At 60.3% G+C, this 21038-nt stretch carries 20 protein-coding genes; 5 read left to right on the plus strand and 15 right to left on the minus strand.

Annotated elements, in window-relative coordinates; all coding sequences use genetic code 11:
* Window positions 1-87: 87 nt before the first annotated feature.
* Genes HF257_RS06140 through HF257_RS06150 form a run of 3 tightly spaced genes read right to left on the minus strand, consistent with a single transcriptional unit; the run spans window position 88 to window position 5299 of the window.
* On the minus strand, window positions 88-3153 hold the full coding sequence (locus HF257_RS06140; protein WP_185704553.1) for an efflux RND transporter permease subunit: 3066 nt from the start codon (window positions 3151-3153) through the stop codon (window positions 88-90).
* A complete protein-coding gene (locus HF257_RS06145; protein WP_185704551.1) occupies window positions 3150-4220 on the minus strand; it encodes an efflux RND transporter periplasmic adaptor subunit in 1071 nt (356 codons plus the stop codon). The genes HF257_RS06140 and HF257_RS06145 overlap by 4 nt, the downstream gene beginning before the upstream one ends.
* Entirely contained in the window at window positions 4217-5299 is a 1083-nt protein-coding gene (locus tag HF257_RS06150) for an efflux RND transporter periplasmic adaptor subunit (RefSeq protein WP_185704549.1), read from the minus strand. Before HF257_RS06150 ends, HF257_RS06145 begins: the two co-directional genes overlap by 4 nt.
* 121 nt (window positions 5300-5420) lie before the next feature.
* Here HF257_RS06150 and HF257_RS06155 point away from each other — a divergent pair, with 121 nt between their 5' ends.
* Complete coding sequence (locus HF257_RS06155; RefSeq protein WP_185704547.1) at window positions 5421-6581, plus strand: AAA family ATPase; 1161 nt, start codon at window positions 5421-5423, stop codon at window positions 6579-6581.
* A 164-nt stretch (window positions 6582-6745) separates the two neighbouring features.
* Here the strand turns inward: HF257_RS06155 and HF257_RS06160 are convergent, their stop codons facing one another.
* Window positions 6746-7012, minus strand: coding sequence for a fructose-bisphosphate aldolase (locus HF257_RS06160; RefSeq protein WP_185705357.1), 267 nt, complete (start codon window positions 7010-7012; stop codon window positions 6746-6748).
* A gap of 440 nt (window positions 7013-7452) precedes the next feature.
* On the opposite strand from HF257_RS06160, the gene HF257_RS06165 reads away from it, so the two are divergent.
* A complete protein-coding gene (locus HF257_RS06165) occupies window positions 7453-8241 on the plus strand; it encodes a VRR-NUC domain-containing protein (protein WP_233081254.1) in 789 nt (262 codons plus the stop codon).
* A gap of 3 nt (window positions 8242-8244) precedes the next feature.
* A complete protein-coding gene (locus HF257_RS06170; protein ID WP_185704543.1) occupies window positions 8245-9822 on the plus strand; it encodes a type VI immunity family protein in 1578 nt (525 codons plus the stop codon).
* A gap of 124 nt (window positions 9823-9946) precedes the next feature.
* Here the strand turns inward: HF257_RS06170 and HF257_RS06175 are convergent, their stop codons facing one another.
* The 11 genes from HF257_RS06175 to HF257_RS06225 form a co-directional block, all read right to left on the minus strand.
* The gene (locus tag HF257_RS06175; protein WP_185704541.1) at window positions 9947-10798 is read right to left on the minus strand and encodes a transporter substrate-binding domain-containing protein; all 852 of its coding nucleotides are present in this window, start codon (window positions 10796-10798) and stop codon (window positions 9947-9949) included.
* Entirely contained in the window at window positions 10795-11571 is a 777-nt protein-coding gene (locus HF257_RS06180; protein WP_185704539.1) for an amino acid ABC transporter ATP-binding protein, read from the minus strand. The genes HF257_RS06175 and HF257_RS06180 overlap by 4 nt, the downstream gene beginning before the upstream one ends.
* Window positions 11568-12227, minus strand: coding sequence for an amino acid ABC transporter permease (locus tag HF257_RS06185; RefSeq protein WP_017736877.1), 660 nt, complete (start codon window positions 12225-12227; stop codon window positions 11568-11570). The genes HF257_RS06180 and HF257_RS06185 overlap by 4 nt, the downstream gene beginning before the upstream one ends.
* The gene (locus tag HF257_RS06190) at window positions 12208-12873 is read right to left on the minus strand and encodes an amino acid ABC transporter permease (RefSeq protein WP_003187615.1); all 666 of its coding nucleotides are present in this window, start codon (window positions 12871-12873) and stop codon (window positions 12208-12210) included. Before HF257_RS06190 ends, HF257_RS06185 begins: the two co-directional genes overlap by 20 nt.
* A gap of 489 nt (window positions 12874-13362) precedes the next feature.
* The gene (locus HF257_RS06195; RefSeq protein ID WP_105698359.1) at window positions 13363-14145 is read right to left on the minus strand and encodes a MetQ/NlpA family ABC transporter substrate-binding protein; all 783 of its coding nucleotides are present in this window, start codon (window positions 14143-14145) and stop codon (window positions 13363-13365) included.
* Window positions 14146-14272: 127 nt separating this feature from the next.
* Window positions 14273-15199 (minus strand): sigma 54-interacting transcriptional regulator, encoded by a 927-nt coding sequence (locus HF257_RS06200; RefSeq protein ID WP_185704537.1) that lies wholly within the window; start codon window positions 15197-15199, stop codon window positions 14273-14275.
* Window positions 15200-15248: 49 nt separating this feature from the next.
* Complete coding sequence (locus HF257_RS06205; RefSeq protein ID WP_185704535.1) at window positions 15249-15830, minus strand: alpha/beta hydrolase; 582 nt, start codon at window positions 15828-15830, stop codon at window positions 15249-15251.
* A gap of 316 nt (window positions 15831-16146) precedes the next feature.
* A complete protein-coding gene (locus HF257_RS06210; RefSeq protein ID WP_105698355.1) occupies window positions 16147-16548 on the minus strand; it encodes an ExbD/TolR family protein in 402 nt (133 codons plus the stop codon).
* A 1-nt stretch (window position 16549) separates the two neighbouring features.
* A complete protein-coding gene (locus HF257_RS06215) occupies window positions 16550-17272 on the minus strand; it encodes a MotA/TolQ/ExbB proton channel family protein (protein ID WP_185705355.1) in 723 nt (240 codons plus the stop codon).
* Between the two features lie 51 nt (window positions 17273-17323).
* A complete protein-coding gene (locus HF257_RS06220) occupies window positions 17324-18136 on the minus strand; it encodes an energy transducer TonB (RefSeq protein WP_185704533.1) in 813 nt (270 codons plus the stop codon).
* Between the two features lie 224 nt (window positions 18137-18360).
* Window positions 18361-19227: a LysR family transcriptional regulator gene (locus HF257_RS06225; RefSeq protein WP_185704531.1), complete on the minus strand. Its 867-nt coding sequence runs from the start codon at window positions 19225-19227 to the stop codon at window positions 18361-18363.
* A gap of 105 nt (window positions 19228-19332) precedes the next feature.
* On the opposite strand from HF257_RS06225, the gene HF257_RS06230 reads away from it, so the two are divergent.
* Both HF257_RS06230 and HF257_RS06235 read left to right on the plus strand, forming a co-directional pair.
* Entirely contained in the window at window positions 19333-19794 is a 462-nt protein-coding gene (locus HF257_RS06230; protein WP_185704529.1) for a nucleoside deaminase, read from the plus strand.
* Window positions 19781-20962: a CynX/NimT family MFS transporter gene (locus HF257_RS06235; RefSeq protein ID WP_185704527.1), complete on the plus strand. Its 1182-nt coding sequence runs from the start codon at window positions 19781-19783 to the stop codon at window positions 20960-20962. The genes HF257_RS06230 and HF257_RS06235 overlap by 14 nt, the downstream gene beginning before the upstream one ends.
* The last annotated feature ends 76 nt before the right edge of the window (window positions 20963-21038 follow it).

The following is a 21038-nucleotide window of genomic DNA, read 5'->3' on the forward strand; positions in this document are numbered from 1 at the left end:
GAGCGGGCTTGCTCGCGAATGCAGTGCGTCAGTCAGTACATCTGATACTGCTACACCGCTTTCGCGAGCAAGCACGCTCCCACATTTTTAACCGCGTTTTTCCTGTTGGTCTGGCTTCGGCTCGCGGATCTTGTACCAGGCCACATACAGCGCCGGCAGGAACAGCAGCGTCAGCAATGTGGCGATGATAATCCCGCCAATCATCGCGTACGCCATCGGCCCCCAGAACACTTCGCGGGCGATGGGGATCATGCCCAGGCTCGCCGCAGCGGCCGTCAGCAGGATTGGCCGGCGCCGATGTTCGGTGGCTTCTACCACCGCGTCCCACGGCGTGTAGCCGTCGCGCTCGTACGCATCGATTTGCGTCACCAGGATCACCGAGTTGCGGATGATGATGCCGATCAGCGCCAAGATGCCCAGGATCGCCACAAAGCCCATCGGCGTGCCCGTGGGGATCAGCGCCAGCACCACGCCGATCAGCCCCAGCGGCGCGACGCTCGCCACCAGGAACATCTTCTGCACACTGTGCAGTTGGATCATCAGGAAGGTGGCCATCAGGAACAGCATCAACGGCACCACGCTGGCAATCGGGCCCTGGGCCTTGCCGCTTTCTTCCACGGTGCCGCCGGTGGCGACCTTGTAACCCACCGGCAACTCGGCATTGAACTTGTCGATGGTCGGCGCCAACTGCTTGACCAGGTCCGTCGGCTGCATCTCATCGCGCACCGAGGCCTTGATGGTGATGGTCGGCTTGCGGTCGCGGCGCCACACCAGCGGCTGCTCTAGCTCATAGCGCACGGTGGCGAACGCCAGCAATGGAATCGAGGTGCCGTTAGGCGTGACGATCTGCAGGTTCTGCAAGGTTTCCGGGGTGCCGCGCTCGGCGTCTTCGGCGCGGCCGACCACGTTGATCAGGTAGATATCGTCGTGCACTTGGGTCACCGAGGCGCCGCTGACCACGCTGTTCATCAGTTGCGCCACATCTTCTGACGACAGCCCCAGTTGCCGCGCCTTGTCCTGGGCGATGTCCACGCGCAGCACTTTGCCGGGCTCGTTCCAGTCGTAAATGATCTCGCCCAGGTGGGTGTTTTGATCGAGCAACGTCGCCAGTTCGATGGCGTGTTTGCGCACCTGGTCGATGTCCTTGCCAGACACTCGGTACTGGATCGGGCGTCCCACCGGCGGGCCCATTTCCAGGGGTTGCACAAAACTGCCGATACCGACGAAGTCATCGCGCAGGCGTTTTTGCAGGCGCTTGATCAGCTCACCGCGCTCTTCCAGGCCTTTGCTGACGATCACTAACTGCGCGTAGTAGGGGTTTTCCAGTTGTTGGTCCAGCGGCAGGTAGAAACGGATCGCGCCCTGGCCGATGTAAGTGCTCCAGCGCGCAATGTCCGGGTCGTCCTTGATGATCGCTTCCAGGCGGTCGACGGCCTTGCGGGTCTCGTTAATCGAGGCGTTTTGCGGCAGGTTCAGGTCGACGAGAATTTCCGGACGGTCCGACGACGGGAAGAACTGGTTCTGCACGAACTGCATGGAAAACACCGACGCCACGAACAACGCAACGGTGATGCCGATGGCCCACCAACGGTTACGCATGGCCCACAGCATGCCGCCATTGAACGCACGGCCTACCCGGCCCGGCTCGGCGTTGTGGGGTTTCACGTTGGCACTGAGGATGTGCACGCCAATCACCGGTGCAAACAGCACCGCCACCACCCACGACACCAGCATCGCCACGGCAATCACCGCGAACAGGGTGAAGGTGTATTCGCCGGCCGAGCTGGCGTTGAGGCCAATCGGCACGAAGCCCGCGACCGTCACCAACGTACCGGTAAGCATCGGGAACGCCGTGGACGTATAGGCGTAGGTCGCCGCCTGCTCCTTGGTTTCGCCTTTTTCCAGGCGCGTGATCATCATCTCCACGGTAATCATCGCGTCGTCCACCAACAGGCCGAGGGCGATGATCAATGCGCCCAGCGAGACCCGCTGCATGGTGATGCCGCTGTATTCCATGAACACGAACACCAGCGCCAGCACCAACGGGATTGAACACGCCACCACCAAACCGGCGCGCATGCCCAGGCTGATAAAACTCACCACCAGCACAATGATCACCGCCTCAAACAGCGCACTGGTAAAGCCACCGACGGCTTCTTCCACCACTTCCGCCTGGTCCGACACCTTATGCACGCCCACGCCCACCGGCAGGTCGGCGGTCAGTTCGTCCATGCGTTCATGCAGGGCCTTGCCAAACGCCTGGATATTGCCGCCCTTCTGCATGGCAATCGCCAGGCCAATCGCCGGTTTGCCATTGAAGCGGAACATCGGCCGCGCCGGGTCGACGTAGCCACGGCTGATGTCAGCGATATCTGCCAGCCGATAGAAGCGGTCATTGAGCCGCAGGTTGACGTTGGCCAGGTCTTTCTCCGAAGCGAACTGCCCCGACGTGCGCACCGAAATCCGCTCGGGGCCTGCCTCGATCACCCCGGCGGGCGTCACTGCGTTCTGCGATTGCAGGCTTTGTACGACCTGACGTTGATCAATCCCCAACGCCGCCAGTTTGCGCGTGGAAAAGTTCAGGTAGATCACTTCGTCTTGCTGGCCGATCATCTCGACCTTGCCCAGCCCCGGCACCGATCGGATCTCGGCGCGCACCTGTTCCACGTAGTCGCGCAGTTGGCGCATCGTCAGGCCATCGCCGGTAAAGGCGTACACCGAACCGAACACATCACCGAACTCATCGTTGAACGACGGCCCCTGTAAACCCTGGGGGAAGCTGCCGCGAATATCGTCGATCTTCTTGTGCACCAGGTACCAGATATGGGGGATATCCTTGGCGCTGGTGGTGTCCTTCAAGAACACAAACACCGTGGACTCACCGGGCCGGGTGTAGCTTTTCACGTAGTCGAGGGAGTCCAGCTCTTCGAGCTTTTTCTCGATGCGGTCGGTGACTTGCTTGAGGGTTTCTTCCTGGGTCGCGCCCGGCCAACGGGTCTGGATCACCATGGTCTTGATGGTGAAGGAAGGGTCCTCCTCGCGCCCCAGGTTCATGTAGGAGAACACGCCCATCAGCAGCGCAACGAACATCAGGTACCAGACGAAGGACTGATGCTTGAGGGCCCAGTCGGATAAGTTGAAGCTGCCTTTCATCGCGGGCTGTCCTCGTCGATTTTGACTTTTTGCCCGGGTTTCAGGCTGTTCACGCCAGCGGTGACGATGCGCTCGCCGGGTTTGACGCCGCCGTTGAGCAACGCGCTGCTGGCGTCACGGCTGATGACCGTTACATCACGCGGCTGCACGGTCTGGCTCTGGGTGTCGAGCAGCCAGATGCGGGTCTTGCCGTCGACCTCCTGCAAGGCGCTTAGGGGCACTTCAATGCGTGGCGCGATGGCGGTGCTCAAAGTCACACTGATCGCCGTGCCAAGGCGGAACGCAGGTGGCGTCTCGGCCAGGGTCAAGCGTGCACGCCGGGTCCGTGTGGCGCTTTGGGCTTGGGGTTCGATCTCGCGCACGATGGCGGTGGTGTGCACGTTAGGGTTGAGCTGCTCGGCGACCAGGAACACCACGTCCGGCGGCAAACGTTCGGCAAGGCCGGCGGGCAGGTCGATCACGGCTTCCTTGATATCGGGGCGGGCCAGGGTCACCACTTGCTGGCCGGCGCTGACCACCTGGCCAGCCTCGGCATTCCAGGCGGTGACAATGCCGGCGTGGTCGGTGCGCAACTCGGCGTAGTTGAGTTGGTCCTTGGCCTGGTTGACCGAAGCCTGGGCCTGGTCGAGGGACGCCTGGGTGGTTTTCAGGTCGGTCTGGGCGACATCCAACTGGGCCTGGGCACCGACGCCCCGGTTGAACAATTCTTGCTGGCGGCGCGCATTGGCCTGGGCGTTGATGAATTGCGCCTGCACCTTGGCCAGATCGCCCTGGGCGGCACGCAGCTGGTTCTGTTGATCGGTGGGGTCGAGTACAGCGAGCAAGGCGCCCTTCTCCACTTCGGCGCCCACATCCACAGCGCGACGGGCGATGCGGCCGGGTACGCGGAAACCCAGGTTGCTTTCATAGCGGGCCTGGATGGTACCGGCGAAGCGGCCGAGGGTTTCCTGGTCCTCGGCTTTTACTTCCATGGACAACACCGGGCGCACGGGCTCCGGCGGCGCTTCTTCCTTGGAGCAGGCCACCAGCAACAGGCTGGCGGTGAGCAACACCGTCAGGCGCTTCATGGCTGGGCTCCTTGCTGGGCGATTTCCACAAGCATGCCGGGGTGCAGCAATTGCCCGCCAGCGACCACAACTTTTTCGCCGCCCTTGAGGCCGTCGCTGAGGATGACTTTCCCGGTGAGGTAACGCGCCACGCTGACCTTGTGCAATTGCGCCTTGCCGTCGCTGTCGATCAACCATACGGCGGGTTCGTTGAGGTCTTTGGTCAGGGCCGACCACGGCAACTCGATGCTGGGCTTGGCCGGGCCGTTGGCCGTGGCACTGACCACCGACCCCAGCTGCATGCCTTTGGGCAACGCCTCCAGGGCGATCTTGACCTGCACAGTGCCGGTGTTGGCCGCCACGGCGGGCGTCACTTCGCGAACTTTGCCCTGGGCCTTGATGCTGGGGTTATCCAGCAGGCTGACGGTGATCGGCGCATCAGGCGGCGGCTCCACCAACAACGACTCATAGACGTTGAACACCGCATCGCGCTCGCCGTCCTGGGCCAGGCTGAAAATCGGCACGGTGGCTTGCACCACTTGGCCCACTTCCGCCTGGCGCGCAGTAATCACACCGGGCGCGTCGGCGATCAAGGCGGTGTAGCCGAGTTGTTCGCGGGCGTTGGCCAGTTGGGCCTGGGCGGCGGCGAGCGCACTTTGACTGCTGCGCAACGCGGCCTGGGCGGCGTCGTATTCGCTGCGGCTGGTATAGCCCTTGGGCAAGAGCTTTTCCTGGCGTACAAAAGCGGCAGCAGTCTGTTTGACCCGCGCCTGCTCGGCCACGACTTGGGCTTGGGCCGAGTCGACGTTGGTTTGCAAGTCCTTGGGATCGAGCTTGGCCAGCACTTGCTTGGCGGTGACGCGGTCGCCCACATCCACCATGCGCTGGATGATCTTGCCGCCCACGCGGAAGGATAAATCGGTTTGCACACGGGCCTGGATATCCCCGGTCAGCGTGACCGCTGCAGCAAAATCAGCTGACTGCACGGTCTGCACAAAGACCCGCGAATGCTGCTTGGGCTCAGCCTTTTCCTGGCCACAGCCGCTTAGCAGCGTCAGTAGGCCAAGTCCGAAAATACAGGTGGAAATACGACCGCCCATGCAGGCTCCTTTTGCGTGATGCCGACTTGCCAGTGTGTATGCGACTGTGAGCTTAGTTCAGGGTTCCTTATCTGCATGGAGGCTCCCATACTCCAATGGTTCCCACGCCGATTGAATGCCCATGCTCAAGACCCTCGCGGTGGCCAATTACCGCTCGATCAATAAATTGGTAGTGCCCTTGGACCGACTGAACCTGGTCACGGGTCCCAATGGCAGCGGTAAGTCCAACCTGTACCGCGCCCTGCGCCTGCTAGCGGAAACTGCCCAAGGTGGGGTGATCAACGCGCTGGCCCGTGAGGGCGGCCTGGACTCCACCTTCTGGGCCGGGCCGGAAAGCATCAGCCGTCGCATGCGCCAGGGCGAGGTGCCGATAGAGTCGTCGGTGCGCCAAGGTGTCAAGCGCCTGCGTCTGGGCTTTGCCGGGGAAGATTTCAGCTACGCCATTTCCCTGGGGTTGCCCGAGCCGAGCTTGTCCTTTTTCTCCCTGGACCCGGAAGTGAAGAAGGAATGCATCTGGGCCGGCCACATCTACCGCCCGGCCAGCCTGCTGGTACAGCGTTCCGGGCCAATGGTGCGGGCACGTGACGGGCGCAATTGGGACGTACTGGCCCAGCACACGCCCAACTACCACAGCCTGTTCGATCAAGTCGGCAGCTTGCGTGGTTCGCCAGAGGTGTTGCTGCTACGAGAAAGCATTCGTGGCTGGCGTTTTTATGATCACTTTCGCAGCGATGTCGACGCACCCGTGCGCCAGCCACAACTGGGCACACGCACGCCGGTGTTGCACCACGATGGGCGCGATTTAGCGGCGGCGTTGCAGACCATCCGCGAGATAGGTGATCCCGACGCCTTGCAACAGGCCGTAAGCGATGCGTTCCCCGGCGCGCGCTTGAACATCCAACCGTTACAGGGCGGGCGCTTTGCGATTGAGTTCTACCAGGAAGGGTTGCTGCGGCCATTGTCGGCGGCGGAGCTGTCGGACGGTACCTTGCGTTACCTGCTGCTGATCGCCGCGCTCCTCACGCCCAGGCCGCCGACCATGATGGTGCTGAACGAGCCCGAGACCAGTCTGCATCCCGACCTGCTGCCGGCGTTGGCGCGCTTGATTATCCAGGCATCCCGGCAGTGCCAGGTGTGGGTGGTGTCCCATGCGAGTCGGTTGATTGCGGCCTTGCAGCAGGATGCGGGGTGCAATTCGATTGTGTTGGATAAGGTTTTAGGTGAGACCCGGATAGTCGGGCAGGGGATTTTGGATGCGCCGGCGTGGCATTGGCCGGAGTGATTGAAGTGTGCCAATGAGGATCGCAACCTCGCGATCACCACTGTTGTGGAAGCCGTCGAGCCCAGCGAGTGCGTGATGACGGCGGTACAGCAGCATCAACCCTGTCATGCCACCCAATAACCAGAAAACCCGCCGAAGCGGGTTTTCGCACAGCTCAAATCACATCAACTCACCGCAGGTGAATCAAACCCGCGCCGCTCAATCACAGTAAACACATCTGCCACATCCTGGACCATGATCCGGGCGGTATTGGCGACGGTATTGATGTCGTGCTCGGCATAGTCGGACACGTTTGAACAGGCCATCAGGTGCAGGTAGGCAAGTACGGCGTCTAGACGCTCGCTTGCGCAAGCGTGCAACTCGCTGAGCGGAGCATCGCTTTCGATCAACAGGACGGGGTAGTCGGTTGCGGTTTGTGCAACTGATGGGATATGTCCGACAGCTCATCACAGTCGGCAATGTCGGATGCCTCTTGATTGTCTCCACGCTATTGAGGCCTCAAATCACGCCTGCGTAGAGTGGCGCCCGTAACGAACTGCAAAGCGCAGACGCTGCCCCCCAGAACGCCACCTACCTGATCGACTGCAAACCACAGATTCGACAAGGAATCCCGATGCCCCGCCAAAGCTACCTGCGCTACACCTTTGAACCCTGAAGGGGGATGCCTTTGACGTAGTGTCACTGAAACCTGGCAACCCAGCGTCGTACTCATTGAAGAACAAGCCGTGGTTCACGATGACGCCGGGCTTTTCCCCGATGATTTTCTTGATCAATACATCGGAGACCTTGACTGATGCCAGCCCCAGCCGCCGCAGCCCTTCTTGCAGGTGCATACCGCGCCTATCGGGTATATCAGGCCCACGAGGCAGCCATGAGCACTGCCGACCTGGCGCGGCTCGCCAGTGAAATTGCTGAACGCAAAAGCACTATCAAGCAAGTCTTGCAGCAGGCTATTGAAGCGCTGACCCGTGAAATCGAAATCAAGAGTTCAACCTTTGCCCTGGTGGACCGGGGCGGCAATAGCACCGTTTCGCGACGCGGTAATGAAAACGTGATCTTCAAGGAATACATCGAGCGCAAAGTACCGTTCCGCCCGGCCATCAGCCAGGTGTGCAACGTCGCCCTGCAGATGCCGATCAAGGTGCCACGTCGCCTGCGCAAGAGCGTCGCCGGCGACAGTGTGACGACCACCATCGAGGTGGCGCTCAAGCAAACCACCGCTTCGTTGCTGTTTGAGGCGATAGACGAAGTGCTGGAGTGGTGCAGCCCGCTCAAGGCCGAGCCCAATTACAACCGTAACAGCTCAAAAGCCTTGCTGGGGGAACCTGAAACTCGGCCAAAGCGGTTCGGCAAGGTGTTTCCGTTCTGGCCGCGCCCTTGGGAGAGTCTGGCTCCGGACTTGGTGGTAGTCGAGTACCGGCAGGAGGCGTTTGAAACGGACAATGTGTTTGCGGCGATTGAGATCAAGTTTCCGGGAGATTGGATAAAAGATAAGCAAATGATGGATTACGTAGAGCTCATGACACCGAAAACCGGCATTAATCGGGACAAAATCGGCACAGAAAAAGTAGCGCTGCTGCGGGTGCCGGAAGATTGCACCGGCTTTGAAGCGGATGAAAAGAAATCGGCGCAACACCAACAGGTAAGGAAGAAGAGCTAATTTATGAGTACAACTCATCAAATGTTTACTGCCGAAGAACGAGATCTGTTTGTCGAGTTACTGAAAGAGTGGCCCAATTCAGAGTCCGGCACTGAAGAAGCTTCCCATGGCATCAGCCCCTTCATCAGCTTCTATTTCCCCCCTGGCCCGGATAACCACCAAGAAGTAGCACTGCTGATGGTGGATATTCACGACGCCTTTGAGCAATTGCTTGGAAAGCCCTACACCATTGGGACCCACCCAATTTCAGAGCGTCCACATCCTTACGGCTCGTCACGTTTGCCGGATCTACGTGAGCAGGCCAGGAAAGCCAAGCATTACGAGCACTTTGTTTTCAAATTCACCGATGAAAAAAACCATGCTTCCTCACCGACTACGGCGGGGTACTTCTGGTGCACGTGGTTTATAAGAGATGAGCACAGGAGATCCAGCTATTCATCCATCGTCTTCTATTACCGTTGGCAATGGTGGTTGGAAAACCGCGAAGCATGGCGCCGCTTTGTACTCAAGACCATTGACCTGCTCAAGGCGTATCAGGTTTACAGCGGCTTTGCCATGGCCAACCCGCTTGAATTTGGTACCCGTTCCGCTGTCACCACATGGGAGCGGGCATTAGCTCCAAGCTTCTATGGCCTGGATATTGATTATGCTTTTGGTATGCAACGCGAACTGCTTAACGGCATCCGCCCTCCCACCTGGGCCTTTCTCCTCGCCGACCACTGGCGTGAAAAACTTGACCTCACCCGCGAGCAAGTACGTACGGCTCTTGCCCATCCGCGCATCAGCATTACCGAACTACACAGCGGCCAATGGATCGAACTGGGCGAACAACCCGAGCTATACCCCGTCGAGCAAGGCGTGCCCGAATTGCCCATGCTCCTGAACAAACTCCTCAAACCTATCCGCTACGACGACTTGGGATTGCTCGGTTTCGGCCAATGGGACGGCGATCCCAACGAGCGCTTCACCGATGCTGACAGCCGCCGCTGGATGGCCCGTTTCGACACTGACGGTGATTGGCCGTCGCCGGCAGCACGATTTAAGAGGCCGCCGGAGATATCCCCAGCACAGGTCTCCAGCAAAGTGATGCCGCTTAGCATTGTTTCAGGCATGGCGTGCACCCAATCCGGCTTGTGGTTCGTCCCTGATCAGGCGTACTCCCGCCGCGCCTTCAAGCAGGGCGATATCCTGCCGGCCCTCGCCAGCGAGTCAGGCGACGAAGCGGTTTTTTGGCAGCGCGACCTTGATCAAACACCTTCCAGTTTCGCCAACAGCCTTGAACCGGCACCTCGTGCAGGTCGCTGGGAAATGGAGCGCGATCGCTGTGTAGATTGTGACGTTACGTTGAGCGAGCGGCTCCCTCTTCATCAAGGTCAGATCGTTCGCTGGATCTGGGCTGTGAGTGGCCTTCGTGCACACAGTGGCGAACCTTGTCCCTATCCGGGGTTGTGGGTCTGCGAGTACAAGCCCAGGACTCTGCAATTGTTTGACGATGAACCCCAGATGCCTTGGATTGGCGGTGAGAAGGTAGTCTGGCGTTGGCTTGGATTGGTAGGTCATTACGTTGATGAGGAGCCATGATGCCTCCAACCAACCGCTGCCCGGAGAACTGAGTGACCGATACCCAATCGATGCACGCTCCTCTAATAGGCAAGTCCGCCAGTTCGGAGGACAGGTCGAGGGGAGCCCTCGACCCAGACACCAATCAACCCTGCCACTTACCGCCTTCAACAATCACGCTCTCAGGCTTGGTGTCATCGCTCAGCTCTTTACGCACATATTGGTCATACAGCTTGAGCAAGAATTTCTCTTCACCCAACTTCGCCAACTCGGCATTCACCCAGTCACGCAGTTCGGTGTTGCCCTTCTTCACCGCTGGCGCAATCGGCGCTTCGTCGCCGAGTTTTTCTTCCAGCACGCGGTAGCCTGGGTTCTGCTTGGCCCAGCTGAACAGCACCAGGTTGTCTTGGGCATAGGCATCGCCACGGCCAGCGGACAGCGCTTGCAGGGACTCGGAGTTTTTCTCGAACTTGAGCAGTTTCCAGTCCGGGTGGTTCTTGGTCAGCCAGATATCGGCAGTGGTGCCGGTGGTGACGATGGTGGTGCGGGTGGCCAGGTCGTCCAGGCTTTTCACCGCGCTGTCGTTCGGCACCAGGGCCTGTACCGCGACTTTCAGGTTGGGGTTGGTGAAGTCCACCGCTTCCTTGCGCTCAGGGGTCACGGTCATGTTGGCGAGGATCAGGTCGACCTTGTCGCTCTGCAGGAACGGAATGCGGCTGGCTGGCTCGACCGCGACGAACTCGACTTTGTTTTCATCGCCCAACAGGTCCTTGGCGAATTGACGGCCGATGTCGGTATCGAAGCCCACATAGCGGCCCGCTTCGTTCACAAAGCCGAACGGCGGCTTGTCGGTGAATACGCCGACGATCAGCTTGTCGCGCGCCTTGATCTTGTCGATGTAGCTCGCGGCGGCAACGGGTTTTGCAGGCTCTTCGGCCTTTTTATCGCAGCCGGCCAGTACGGCGACGGTCAACAGTGGCAGTAGTAACTTTTTCATAGCAGCTCCAGTTCCTTGGTTTTCTTGGGCAGTGTTGACACAAAGGAGAACTTCTCCAGGAACTGCTGCGCGCGTGCGGTTTGCGGGTTCGTAAAGAATTCTTCGGGGGTGTTTTGTTCGAGGATGCGACCGGCCTCCATGAACACCACGCGGTCGGCGACGGCGCGGGCAAAGGCCATTTCGTGGGTGACGATCAACAAGGTCATGCCATCGCGGGCCAGGCCCTGGATCACTTCCAGCACCTCCTTGACCATTTCCGGGTCGAGGGCGGCGGTGACTTCATCAAACAGCATCACCTGGGGGTTCATGCACAGCGAACGCACGATGGCGATGCGCTGCTGCTGGCCGCCGGAGAGCTGGCGCGGGAAGGCGTCGCGCTTGTCGGCCAAGCCCACGCGTTCCAGGAGTTTTTCGGCTTGCTCGCGGGCTTCGCGAGGATCACGCTTCTGCACTTTCAGCGGGCCGAGCAGGATGTTGTCGAGCACGCTCATGTGCGGGAACAAGTGGTAGCTCTGGAACACCATGCCGATGTCCTGGCGCACTTGGCGCCAGTCGGTTTTTTTGTCCAGCAACTCGTTGCCAGCGAAACGCAGGCTGCCGCTGTGGGCCACTTCCAGCCCGTTAAGGCAACGCAGCAAGGTGCTTTTGCCGCAGCCGCTGGGGCCGAGAATCACCACCACTTCACCGCTTTGCACGCTCAGGTCGATGCCCTTGAGCACCTGCTGGTCGCCGAAGTATTTATTGAAACCCTGGAACTCGATCAATGCGCTCATGCTTGGGCCCAGCGCCGTTCCAGCACCTTGGAGGCGGCCGACAACGGGTAGCAGATAAAGAAGAAAAACAGGAACAGCACGCCGTAGATCAGCACTGACTCGTAGGTGCGTTCGATGATTTGCTGGCCAACCTTGATCACGTCCACGACGCCGATCAGCACCGCCAGCGAGCTGGTCTTGATGATGCGCGTGTAGACGTTGATGGTCGGCGGCGTCATGCGCTTGAGGGCCTGGGGCAGCAACACGTAGCCGTACAGTTGCGGGTCGGACAGGCCAATCGACAAGCCCGCTTCGCGCTGGCCACGGGGCAGCGAATGCAACGCGCCGCGCACCACTTCACCCACTTCACTGGCGCCCCACAGTGACAGCACCAACACGGCACACCAGAAGCTCGGGATGCTCAGGCCGAAGAAAATCGGCAAGCCGAAAAACAGCAGGTACAACCACACCAGCACCGGGATCGCGCGAAACAGCTCCAGGTACACCCGCAGCACCGCATTGATCACCTTGTTGTTCAACGTGCGCAGCACGCCGTACAGCACGCCGCCGACGGTGCTGAACGCGATGCTCAAGAATGAAATCGACAGCGTTTGCGCAGCGCCCTTGCCCAATTGCGGCAACGACACCCACAACAACTCAAGACCCGAACTGGCCATGCTGGAGCCTCCTTTCCAGGCGGCTGAGCAGCAGCGACAGCGGCAAGAACAGCAACACGCAAATCAGCGTCAACACGGCGAGCATTTCGTAGGTCTTGTAGTAGAGGGCGATGTAGCTCTTGGTGGTGTAGAGAATCTCTGGTACCGCCACGGCGGAGACCACGGTGGTCTCCTTGAGCAGGAAGATGAAGTTGGCGAACAGTGCCGGCAGGCTGAGGATGCCGGCCTGGGGCAGGATCACATGGCGCAACAGCTGCCAGTCCGACAGGCCGATGGATTTACCCGACTCGATCTGCGCCAGCGGCACCGCTTCCACACCAGCGCGCAACACTTCGGTGAGGTAGGCGCCGCCGAGGAAGGTCATGGTGATAATCGCCGCCCAGAACCCGGAGATATTGAACCCCAGGGCGGGCAGCGCGAAGTAGACGAAAAACAGTTGGATCAGCAGCGGCGTGTTCCGCGCCAGCTCGACGTACAGCGCCACTAGGCGCGACAGGTAGGGCGTGCGGAATACCAGCAGTGCGGCGTTGATCAGCGCCACCAGCAGAGAGGTGGCAATGGCGATCAGGCCCACTTGCAGCGTCACGCCCACGGCCTTTAAAAACGCCGGCAAGGTGCTGAGGATAAAAGCAAAATCGAAGGTCATCGGAAGTCCAAAACGTCGCAGGGGTAATGCGACGTGCGCGGTTCGATCCGGCGTGGGTAACGTCGGGTAACGCGAACTTTAAAGGTATAAAAAAGAAAATTTAAATACCCAAATAGCATATTGATATCACCCAAAAAGATAACCCCCGGATTCGCGGGTTTGCCGGGTGACGGCTATGGTCTTGGGGTCTGTGATTCGAGGGAATGAATGATGAAAGAATTGAAACCGATGGATCCGCAGGAATTGGTGAAGTGGTTGATGGCGTTGCGTAGGGCGATCAATAGCCGAATTGTGTGAGCCTACACAGTTCAAATGTGGGAGCGGGCTTGCTCGCGAATGCGTTGGGTCAGCGATGAATGTGTCTCTGACACACCGCATTCGCGAGCAAGCCCGCTCCCACAGTTTTGACCGTATTCCAGGCCCAATAAAAAAACGCCGACGCTGTAGTAGCCATCGGCGTTGAAACCTTGAAGGGGGTTTTCAGTTACATCAAAACGCAGGCACTACCGCACCGCTGTATTTCTTCTCGATGAACGCTTTGACTTCAGGGCTGGTCAGGGCCTTGGACAGCTTCTGGATGGCGTCGCTGTCCTTGTTGTCCGGACGAGCTACCAGGAAGTTCACGTATGGCGAGTCAGCGCTTTCCAGGATCAGCGCGTCTTTCGCTGGGTTCAGGCCGGCTTCCAGGGCGTAGTTGGTGTTGATCAGGTCCAGGTCAACCTGGTCCAGTACGCGTGGCAGCAGGGCCGATTCCAGCTCTTTGAATTTCAGGTGTTTCGGGTTGCTGGCGATGTCTTTCGGCGTGGCCAGGGCGTTGGTTGGGTCTTTCAGGGTGATCACGCCAGCCTTTTGCAGCAGCAACAGGGCACGGCCGCTGTTTGAGCCTTCGTTCGGGATGGCCACGGTGGCGCCGTCTTTCAGGTCTTCAATTTTCTTGATTTTTTTCGAGTAGCCGCCGAACGGTTCAACGTGCACGCCGACCACGGTCACCAGGTTGGTGCCCTTGCCCTTGTTGAAGTTTTCCAGGTACGGCAGGGTCTGGAAGTAGTTGGCGTCCAGACGCTTCTCGGCCACTTGCACGTTAGGTTGCACGTAGTCGGTGAAGACTTTGATTTCCAGGTCCACGCCTTCTTTGGCCAGGGTTGGCTTGACCAGTTCGAGGATCTCCGCGTGCGGGATCGGGGTGGCCGCAACCACCAGCTTCTCGTTGGCTTGGGCGAAGCTTGCAGTCAGGGCAGCCGCCAGTGCGGTAAACAACAGAACCTTTTTCATGCAGTGTCCTTATCGGAATTCCGAGGGCGTCTGTGACGACCGTTTTTATAGGGTGTGCCAGCGAAGTGCTATCGCGGCGTGGGAGTGACAATACCTAGATTTTTTATTCCCGAACAATATCTTTTATTCACGTTGATATTCCATTTTGTTCATGTAGGAATTTGCGCAGAGTTTCTTGCTCGGCTGGGCTGGCACTGGCGTAGATCCGCTGTACTTGCTCCAACGGTGAACCGGCCACTGGCAGGTTTAAATGCTCCGGCAGAATCTCGTCGCCGCTGCTCACCAGCAACGCAAAGTGAATAACGTTTTCCAGCTCGCGGGTATTGCCCGGCCAACTGTGGTGTTCCAACACGTGCTGGGCGGCGTCGCTGATCAGCGGCACCGGCAGGTCCAGGCGCTGGCTGTAGATGCCCAGGAAATATTCCGCCAGGGACAGAATGTCGCCGACACGCTCACGCAGTGCCGGTAACTCCAACTGGCCTTCGCTCAGGTAATGGAACAGACGCTCATGAAACTTGCCCGCCGCCACGGCCTGGGCCAGGTCGATGCTGGTGGCCGCCACCAGGCGCACATCCACTGGGCTTGGCTGATGAGCACCCACTCGGGTGACTTCATGATTCTCCAGGGCGGCGAGCAACTTGACCTGGATCGGCAACGGCAAATCGCCGATCTCATCCAGGTACAAGGTGCCGCCGTTGGCCGAGCCAAACCATCCGGCCCGACTGCTGGCCGCGCCACTGTGGCTGCCGGCGGCATAGCCGAACAATTCGGCATCGGCGTAAGTCGGGCTGATGGCGCCGCAATTGACCGACACAAACAAACCTCCACGATCGCTGCCGCGGTGAATGTGGCGCGCCAGCAATTCTTTACCACTGCCGGTCTCGCCGCGAATCAACACGGGCAAGGCGCGGGGGGCGAGGCTTTCGAGGTCTTCGCGCAGTTGCCGCGAGCGTGGGTCGACAAACACCAGCGCCTTGGCGCGGATGCTCAGCGGGCTTTTATCGGCGTCGGGAAAGGTCAGCAGTGGCTGGCCGTAGGTTTCATGCAGACTCATGGCAGGCTCCCGCCCCGGATCCACTCAGGGACGGGGCGTTGAAAAATGTTCAGGCACTACGCCGGGCGTGATGCTCAAGGCGGTTTTGCAGGCGATAGAGGTAAGCGAAACCCTGCTCCCAGCGCTGGTGGCCGGACTTCACATTGATATGGCCGGCGCCCGACAGGATGCCGGCTTCGGCACCCCAGTTGCGTGCCAGCTCCAGGGCCCGTGGGGCGCTGACGGCGCTGTCGTTGTCAGAGCTGACGACCTGGCTCGGGAACGGCAACAGGTCAGTCGGGATCGGCGCGAAATTACGCAAGGCAGGCGAGCAAGCAGGTCGTTCAACATCAGCCGGGGCCACCAACAAGGCACCGCGCACTTGACGCAAGAACTGCACCGGCGCGGTGGCCGCCCAATGGGCCACGGTGATGCAGCCCAGGCTATGGGCAATCAGGATCACCGGCGTGCTGTCAGCAGCGATAGCCTCGGCCAGCGCCGCCACCCAGTCTTCGCGGCGCGGCGTCAGCCAATCGGCCTGCTCCACGCGCGCGCTGTTGGGCAGGCTGTTCTGCCAATGACTTTGCCAATGATCTTCTGGCGATCCTTGCCAGCCCGGCACGATCAGATAACGAATCGACTCGCTGTGCATGGGTGTGCCCTCCTGCAGCGTTTAACGTTGTAGGACAGTATAGGGACGAGGGTTATATTCGTTAAGGAATAAGAAGCTATTTATTAATAACCAAAAACTCAACCACAGTGGAGATCCAAATGTGGGAGCGGGCTTGCTCGCGAATGCGGTGTGTCAGTCGACACCTTCATCGCTGACCCACCGCATTCGCGAGCAAGCCCGCTCCCACACTGACCTGATTTCAGATTGGAATCTGTGGCGATCCTCAAATCACAGGCAAAAAAAAGGCCGCACCCTGCCAAGGAGACGGCCAAAAAATTGTCGAGGCATTTGCAACTTAACGAGCGGTAATCACCGACAACTTGGTAATGCCCGCGCGTTCGATAGACGCCATGGCTCGCGCCACTTCGCCGTAGTTCACTCCATCGTCAGCCTGCAGTTGCACCCGAACCTCCGGGTCCTTGGCTTTCGCCGACTGCAGGTTGAATTCCAGCAGGTCCGGCTGAATTTCGTCCTTGTTGATAAACACTTTGCCAGCGCCGTCGATGCTCACCACCAGCGGGTCCTTCTGCTCTACCGGCGCCACGGACTCGGTCTTGGGCAGGTTGATCGGGATCGCGTTGGTCAGCAGCGGCGCGGTGACGATAAACACCACCAGCAGTACCAGCATCACGTCCACCAGCGGCGTGACGTTGATCTCGCTCAGTACCTCATCGCTGTCTTGTGTGGAGAAGGCCATTTCAGGACGCCTCCTTCACTTTTTGCGGGGTACCGGCAGCGGCTTTGTTCAGTGTGGGGTGCAGCAGCACACGGAACGAATTTTTCTGCGCCAGGCTGTAAAAGTCGTGGGCGAAGTCGTCGAGGTCGGCGGCGGTGAGCTTGAGGCGACGCAGGAAGTAGTTGTAAACCAGCACCGCAGGCACGGCGACGGCGATACCCACGCCGGTGGCAACCAGTGCGGCACCAATCGGGCCGGCCACGGTTTCGAGGCTGGCGGAGCCCGCGGCGCTGATGCCTTTCAAGGCTTCCATGATGCCCCACACGGTGCCGAACAGACCGATAAACGGCGAGGTACTGCCGATACTGGCGACCACGGCCAGGCCGGTTTCCAGGGAGCGGCGTTCACGTACGATCTGCTGACGCAGGGCACGTTCGAGGCGGTCCTGGTGGTTGATCGCCTGGCTCAAGTCAGCCGCGTGCGGCGCGTCGCCCACTTGGATCGCGGCGTAACCGGCCTGTGCCACACGGGCAGCGGCGCCCGGTTGGGTTTCAGCCAGCTCGGCGGCAGAGTCGAGACTCGACGCCGCCCAGAACTGTTTGTGGAATTTACGATCCTGCGCCTTGAGGCGACCGAACTGCACGCCCTTAAGCAGGGCCAAGCCCCAGGTGGCGACCGAAAAGACCACCAGCAGCCAGATCACCGCGCTTTCGATGGATTCAAGTGGAGATGCTAATGCCATGATGTGTTCCCTCTGTGCAGGTCGCGGCGTGTGCAACACACCGCAGCCGAATAGTTAGTGAATCTTGAAATCGATCGGTACGCTGACCCAGCCGTCCTGGGCCACATCACCTTGCTTGGCCGGTACGAAGCTCCAGCGCTTCACGGCGGCCAAGGCAGCGTCGTCGAGTTGCTGGCGACCGCTGCTTTTCTGGATCTGGATCTCACCCGGTTTGCCGCTGGCCAGTACATGCACCCTGAGCAAGACCGTGCCTTCCCAGCCCCGGCGCTGGGCCAGTGACGGGTACTCGGGCGCCGGGTTCTTCAGGTACGCAGCGTTGGCCGAAGCGGGTGTTACCGGGGCCGGCGCGGGTGGCGCGGGCGGCGCAGGCGGTGCCGGTTTCGGTGGCGTAGGCGGCTGCTCGACCGGTTTAGGGGCGGGCTCAGGCTTGGGCACCGGTTTGGGCACGGGCTTGGGTTTTGGAATCGGTTTTTTGGGCGCAGGTTTTGCGGCCAACTCATCCACGACCGGTGGCGGTGGTTCAACCACAGGCGGCGGTGGTGGTGGCGGTACAGGCGGTGGCGGCTCAACTACCGGCGGCGCCGGCTGGGAGAACTCGATGGTCATTGGCGGAATTTCCGGCGGCACGATCGGCAGCACCGGGGTCGGCTTCTGGGCCACCCAATAAATCACCGCACCGTGCAGGGCCAGCACCAGCAAGCCCAGCAAAATCCCTTCGCGACGGCTAGAGAAACGCTTCGGGGTCTTCTGCGTTCGCAGTTGCCCCAACGGCGCGCGGTGCGGCCGGCCAAGGTCGACCAACTCACCACTCGGTGCCTGGCGCCATTGCGCCTCTTGTGCACTGGCGGCGGTTTGGACATTGCCCATTGATTCACTCCCTACGGTTTTTAAGCAAAAAAACCGACAGGCCTGCATGGAAGGCCGTCGTGGGCTGAATCATCGGGGTCAGACGCTTATCTCTTAAAGTAATCTTTACAGTTATACATAGACCAAAAACGAATAAATGAAACATCTAGAAACGTCAAAGCCCCGGTTTACGCGGGCTCCAGGCGAGGTGCATTTTTTCGATGCTTTTAAGGCATACAAAATATTCAGTAAAGGCATGAGTCAACGGGGCTTTTTGCGCACAAATCGAACAACTCGCTCTGTAAACACTGCCCCGCCTCGCCCAAGCCACTGCGGGCATACAACGCCAGCCGCACGCCTTGAACCACCGGCAAGCCACTGTCCACGCCCAACACCACATGCCCGGCTTGCACCACGCGCAGCGGCAACAGGCTGACGCCCAACCCCGCCGCCACTGCCGCACACACACTGGCCAGGCTGGCGCTGGAATAGCCGATGCGCCAGCGCCAACCGCCCACCTCTAGGTGTTGCAGCATTTCATTGCGGTACAACCCGCCCACCGGAAAAGCCACCAACGGCAGCGGGTCGCGCCCCAGGGACGGCGTGCTACGGCTGTCCACCCAACACAGCGGCTCCGGCCACGAGGCCAGGCAGTCGGCGCTGTCGCCCATCTGCTTGACCAGCAATACGTCGAACTCTCCGGCGCGGTACTGGCGCTGCAACTCCGGGCCAAGGCCGCTGGTGACTTCCAGGCGCACACGCGGGTAAGCCACCACAAACGCCGACAGCAGCGGCATCAACCGTTCGGACGCAAAGTCTTCCGGCACACCGAGGCGCAATACGCCGTCGCTTTGCTGGTTGATCAGCACATCGGCAGCCTCTTCATGCAACGCCAGGATGCGCCGCGCGTAGGCCAGCAAGCGCTCACCTTCGGCAGTGGCCACCACCCGCCGCTGGTCGCGGTCGAGCAACTGGCAGGCCACGGCTTCTTCCAGGCGGCGGATCTGCTGGCTCACGGTGGACTGGGTCAGGTGCAGGCGCTCGGCGGCGCGGGTGAAGTTGCCGCAGTCCACCACGGCGACAAAACTGCGTAGCAACACGGGATCGAACATGGTTCTCACCATTCCATTTGCCACTGGTTGGCATGGTTATATTTAATTTCAGAATACCTCGGCGGCTACGCATACTTCACCCTTCATCGTGCCCCGGAGGCTTGCATGACCGACGATCAACAGTACCTGCAACGCGCTGTCGCCCTAGCCCACACCAATGTCGCCCATGGCGGTCGCCCGTTCGGCGCGGTGCTGACGCACAACGGTGAAGTGCTGGTAGAGGCCGTGAACGAGATCCACCTGACCCAAGACCCCACCGCCCATGCCGAGCTGCTGGCCATACGCGCAGCGAGCCGGCAACTCGGCGCACGCCTAGAGGGTTGTGTGATCTACGCCAGCGGCCAACCCTGCCCGATGTGCCTGAGCGCCATGTACCTGTGCGGCGTGGAGCGGGTGGTGTTCGCGGCCAGCAACGCAATGGCCGAACCCTTCGGGCTGTCGACGGCAGCCATCGGTCAACAGGTCGGCTTGCCCCTCAGCGAACAACGCCTGCCGATCCAGCATCTGCCCGACGCCTCTATGACGGCCTTGTACCGCCAATGGAAAGCCCTGCATGACCCTCAATAAATCCCTCGCCGGCTGGGGCCTGCTCGTAGTGCTTGGCCTGAACCTGCGGCCGATCCTCAGCTCCATCAGCCCACTGCTTGGCGAAATCCGCCAGGCCACCGGCTTGAGTTTCCAAAGCAGCGCGTTGCTCACCAGCCTGCCGGTGGTGTGCATGGGGCTGGTCGCTTTAGTAGGCGTACGGGTTGAAGCGCAATTGGGCGAACGACGCGGCATCGCCCTGGGCTTGATGATGATTTTGCTGGCGTGCCTGGCCCGCTGGCTGATGGGTCAGGGCTCGACGCTGCTGGTAACCGCCTTGCTCGGCGGCGCGGGTGTGGCGCTGATCCAGGCACTGGTGCCAGCGATGATCAAGCGCGAATTTCATCACCGCGTACCCGTGGCGATGGGCGTGTATTCGGCGTCGCTGATGGCGGGTGGCGGGCTCGCGGCGTTGCTCAGCCCGATGGCGGCCACGCATTTCCAGCAATGGCAGGCAGGGTTGGGCGTTTGGTTGTTGCCGGCGCTGGGGGCGTTGCTGTTATGGGCCTGGTTGCCGTTGGGCGCGGCCAAAAGCGCAAAAGAGTTTCCCGCATTCAAGGGCCTGCGCAACCGCCGCGCGTGGCTGTTGGCGCTGTACTTCGGCCTGGTGAACTGCGGCTATATGAGCATGGTGGCGTGGCTGCCGGCCTACTATCAGCAATTGGGCTGGGGCGTGTTGCCCAGCGGCTCGCTGCTGGCGTTCATGACTATCTTCCAGGTGATCGCCGCGCTACTGATGCCGGTGTTGGCGCAACGCGGTGTCGACCGCCGCCCACTACTCGCCATCAGCCTGTTGGCACAGACCGTGGGTTACCTCGGCCTGATCATCGCGCCGCAGCAATTCCCACACCTGTGGGTGGCGCTGTGCGGCTTCGGCCTGGGTGCGTGTTTCGCGCTGAGCCTGCTGCTGACCCTCGACCACCATCGCGACCCACGGCAAGCCGGGCAATTGGCGGCTTTCGTGCAAGGCGTGGGCTTTTTGATCAATGCGATTTCGCCGTGGATGACCGGCTGGCTGCGCGAACTCACCGGCAGCTTTGTCAGCGCGTGGGTGGTGTTGACGGTGACCGTGGTGGCAATGCTGGTGGTGACGCGGGTATTCAGCCCGGCCACCTATCGCACGGCGCCTGCTCTATATATATGCATTTAAGATCTAGATAAAACAAACATGCTTCATTGACGGAATAAGCAGACACCTTAAAATTCCGGCTCTCCTCTTGGACGCC

The sequence above is a fragment of the Pseudomonas cremoris genome (assembly GCF_014230465.1).

Bases quoted from the DNA above. Each gene is read 5' to 3' on its own strand.
- HF257_RS06140 (WP_185704553.1), bottom strand. From the start codon at position 3,153: ATGAAAGGCAGCTTCAACTTATCCGACTGGGCCCTCAAGCATCAGTCC.
- HF257_RS06145 (WP_185704551.1), bottom strand. From the start codon at position 4,220: ATGAAGCGCCTGACGGTGTTGCTCACCGCCAGCCTGTTGCTGGTGGCC.
- HF257_RS06150 (WP_185704549.1), bottom strand. From the start codon at position 5,299: ATGGGCGGTCGTATTTCCACCTGTATTTTCGGACTTGGCCTACTGACG.
- HF257_RS06155 (WP_185704547.1), top strand. From the start codon at position 5,421: ATGCTCAAGACCCTCGCGGTGGCCAATTACCGCTCGATCAATAAATTG.
- HF257_RS06165 (WP_233081254.1), top strand. From the start codon at position 7,453: ATGAGCACTGCCGACCTGGCGCGGCTCGCCAGTGAAATTGCTGAACGC.
- HF257_RS06170 (WP_185704543.1), top strand. From the start codon at position 8,245: ATGAGTACAACTCATCAAATGTTTACTGCCGAAGAACGAGATCTGTTT.
- HF257_RS06175 (WP_185704541.1), bottom strand. From the start codon at position 10,798: ATGAAAAAGTTACTACTGCCACTGTTGACCGTCGCCGTACTGGCCGGC.
- HF257_RS06180 (WP_185704539.1), bottom strand. From the start codon at position 11,571: ATGAGCGCATTGATCGAGTTCCAGGGTTTCAATAAATACTTCGGCGAC.
- HF257_RS06185 (WP_017736877.1), bottom strand. From the start codon at position 12,227: ATGGCCAGTTCGGGTCTTGAGTTGTTGTGGGTGTCGTTGCCGCAATTG.
- HF257_RS06190 (WP_003187615.1), bottom strand. From the start codon at position 12,873: ATGACCTTCGATTTTGCTTTTATCCTCAGCACCTTGCCGGCGTTTTTA.
- HF257_RS06195 (WP_105698359.1), bottom strand. From the start codon at position 14,145: ATGAAAAAGGTTCTGTTGTTTACCGCACTGGCGGCTGCCCTGACTGCA.
- HF257_RS06200 (WP_185704537.1), bottom strand. From the start codon at position 15,199: ATGAGTCTGCATGAAACCTACGGCCAGCCACTGCTGACCTTTCCCGAC.
- HF257_RS06205 (WP_185704535.1), bottom strand. From the start codon at position 15,830: ATGCACAGCGAGTCGATTCGTTATCTGATCGTGCCGGGCTGGCAAGGA.
- HF257_RS06210 (WP_105698355.1), bottom strand. From the start codon at position 16,548: ATGGCCTTCTCCACACAAGACAGCGATGAGGTACTGAGCGAGATCAAC.
- HF257_RS06220 (WP_185704533.1), bottom strand. From the start codon at position 18,136: ATGGGCAATGTCCAAACCGCCGCCAGTGCACAAGAGGCGCAATGGCGC.
- HF257_RS06225 (WP_185704531.1), bottom strand. From the start codon at position 19,227: ATGTTCGATCCCGTGTTGCTACGCAGTTTTGTCGCCGTGGTGGACTGC.
- HF257_RS06230 (WP_185704529.1), top strand. From the start codon at position 19,333: ATGACCGACGATCAACAGTACCTGCAACGCGCTGTCGCCCTAGCCCAC.
- HF257_RS06235 (WP_185704527.1), top strand. From the start codon at position 19,781: ATGACCCTCAATAAATCCCTCGCCGGCTGGGGCCTGCTCGTAGTGCTT.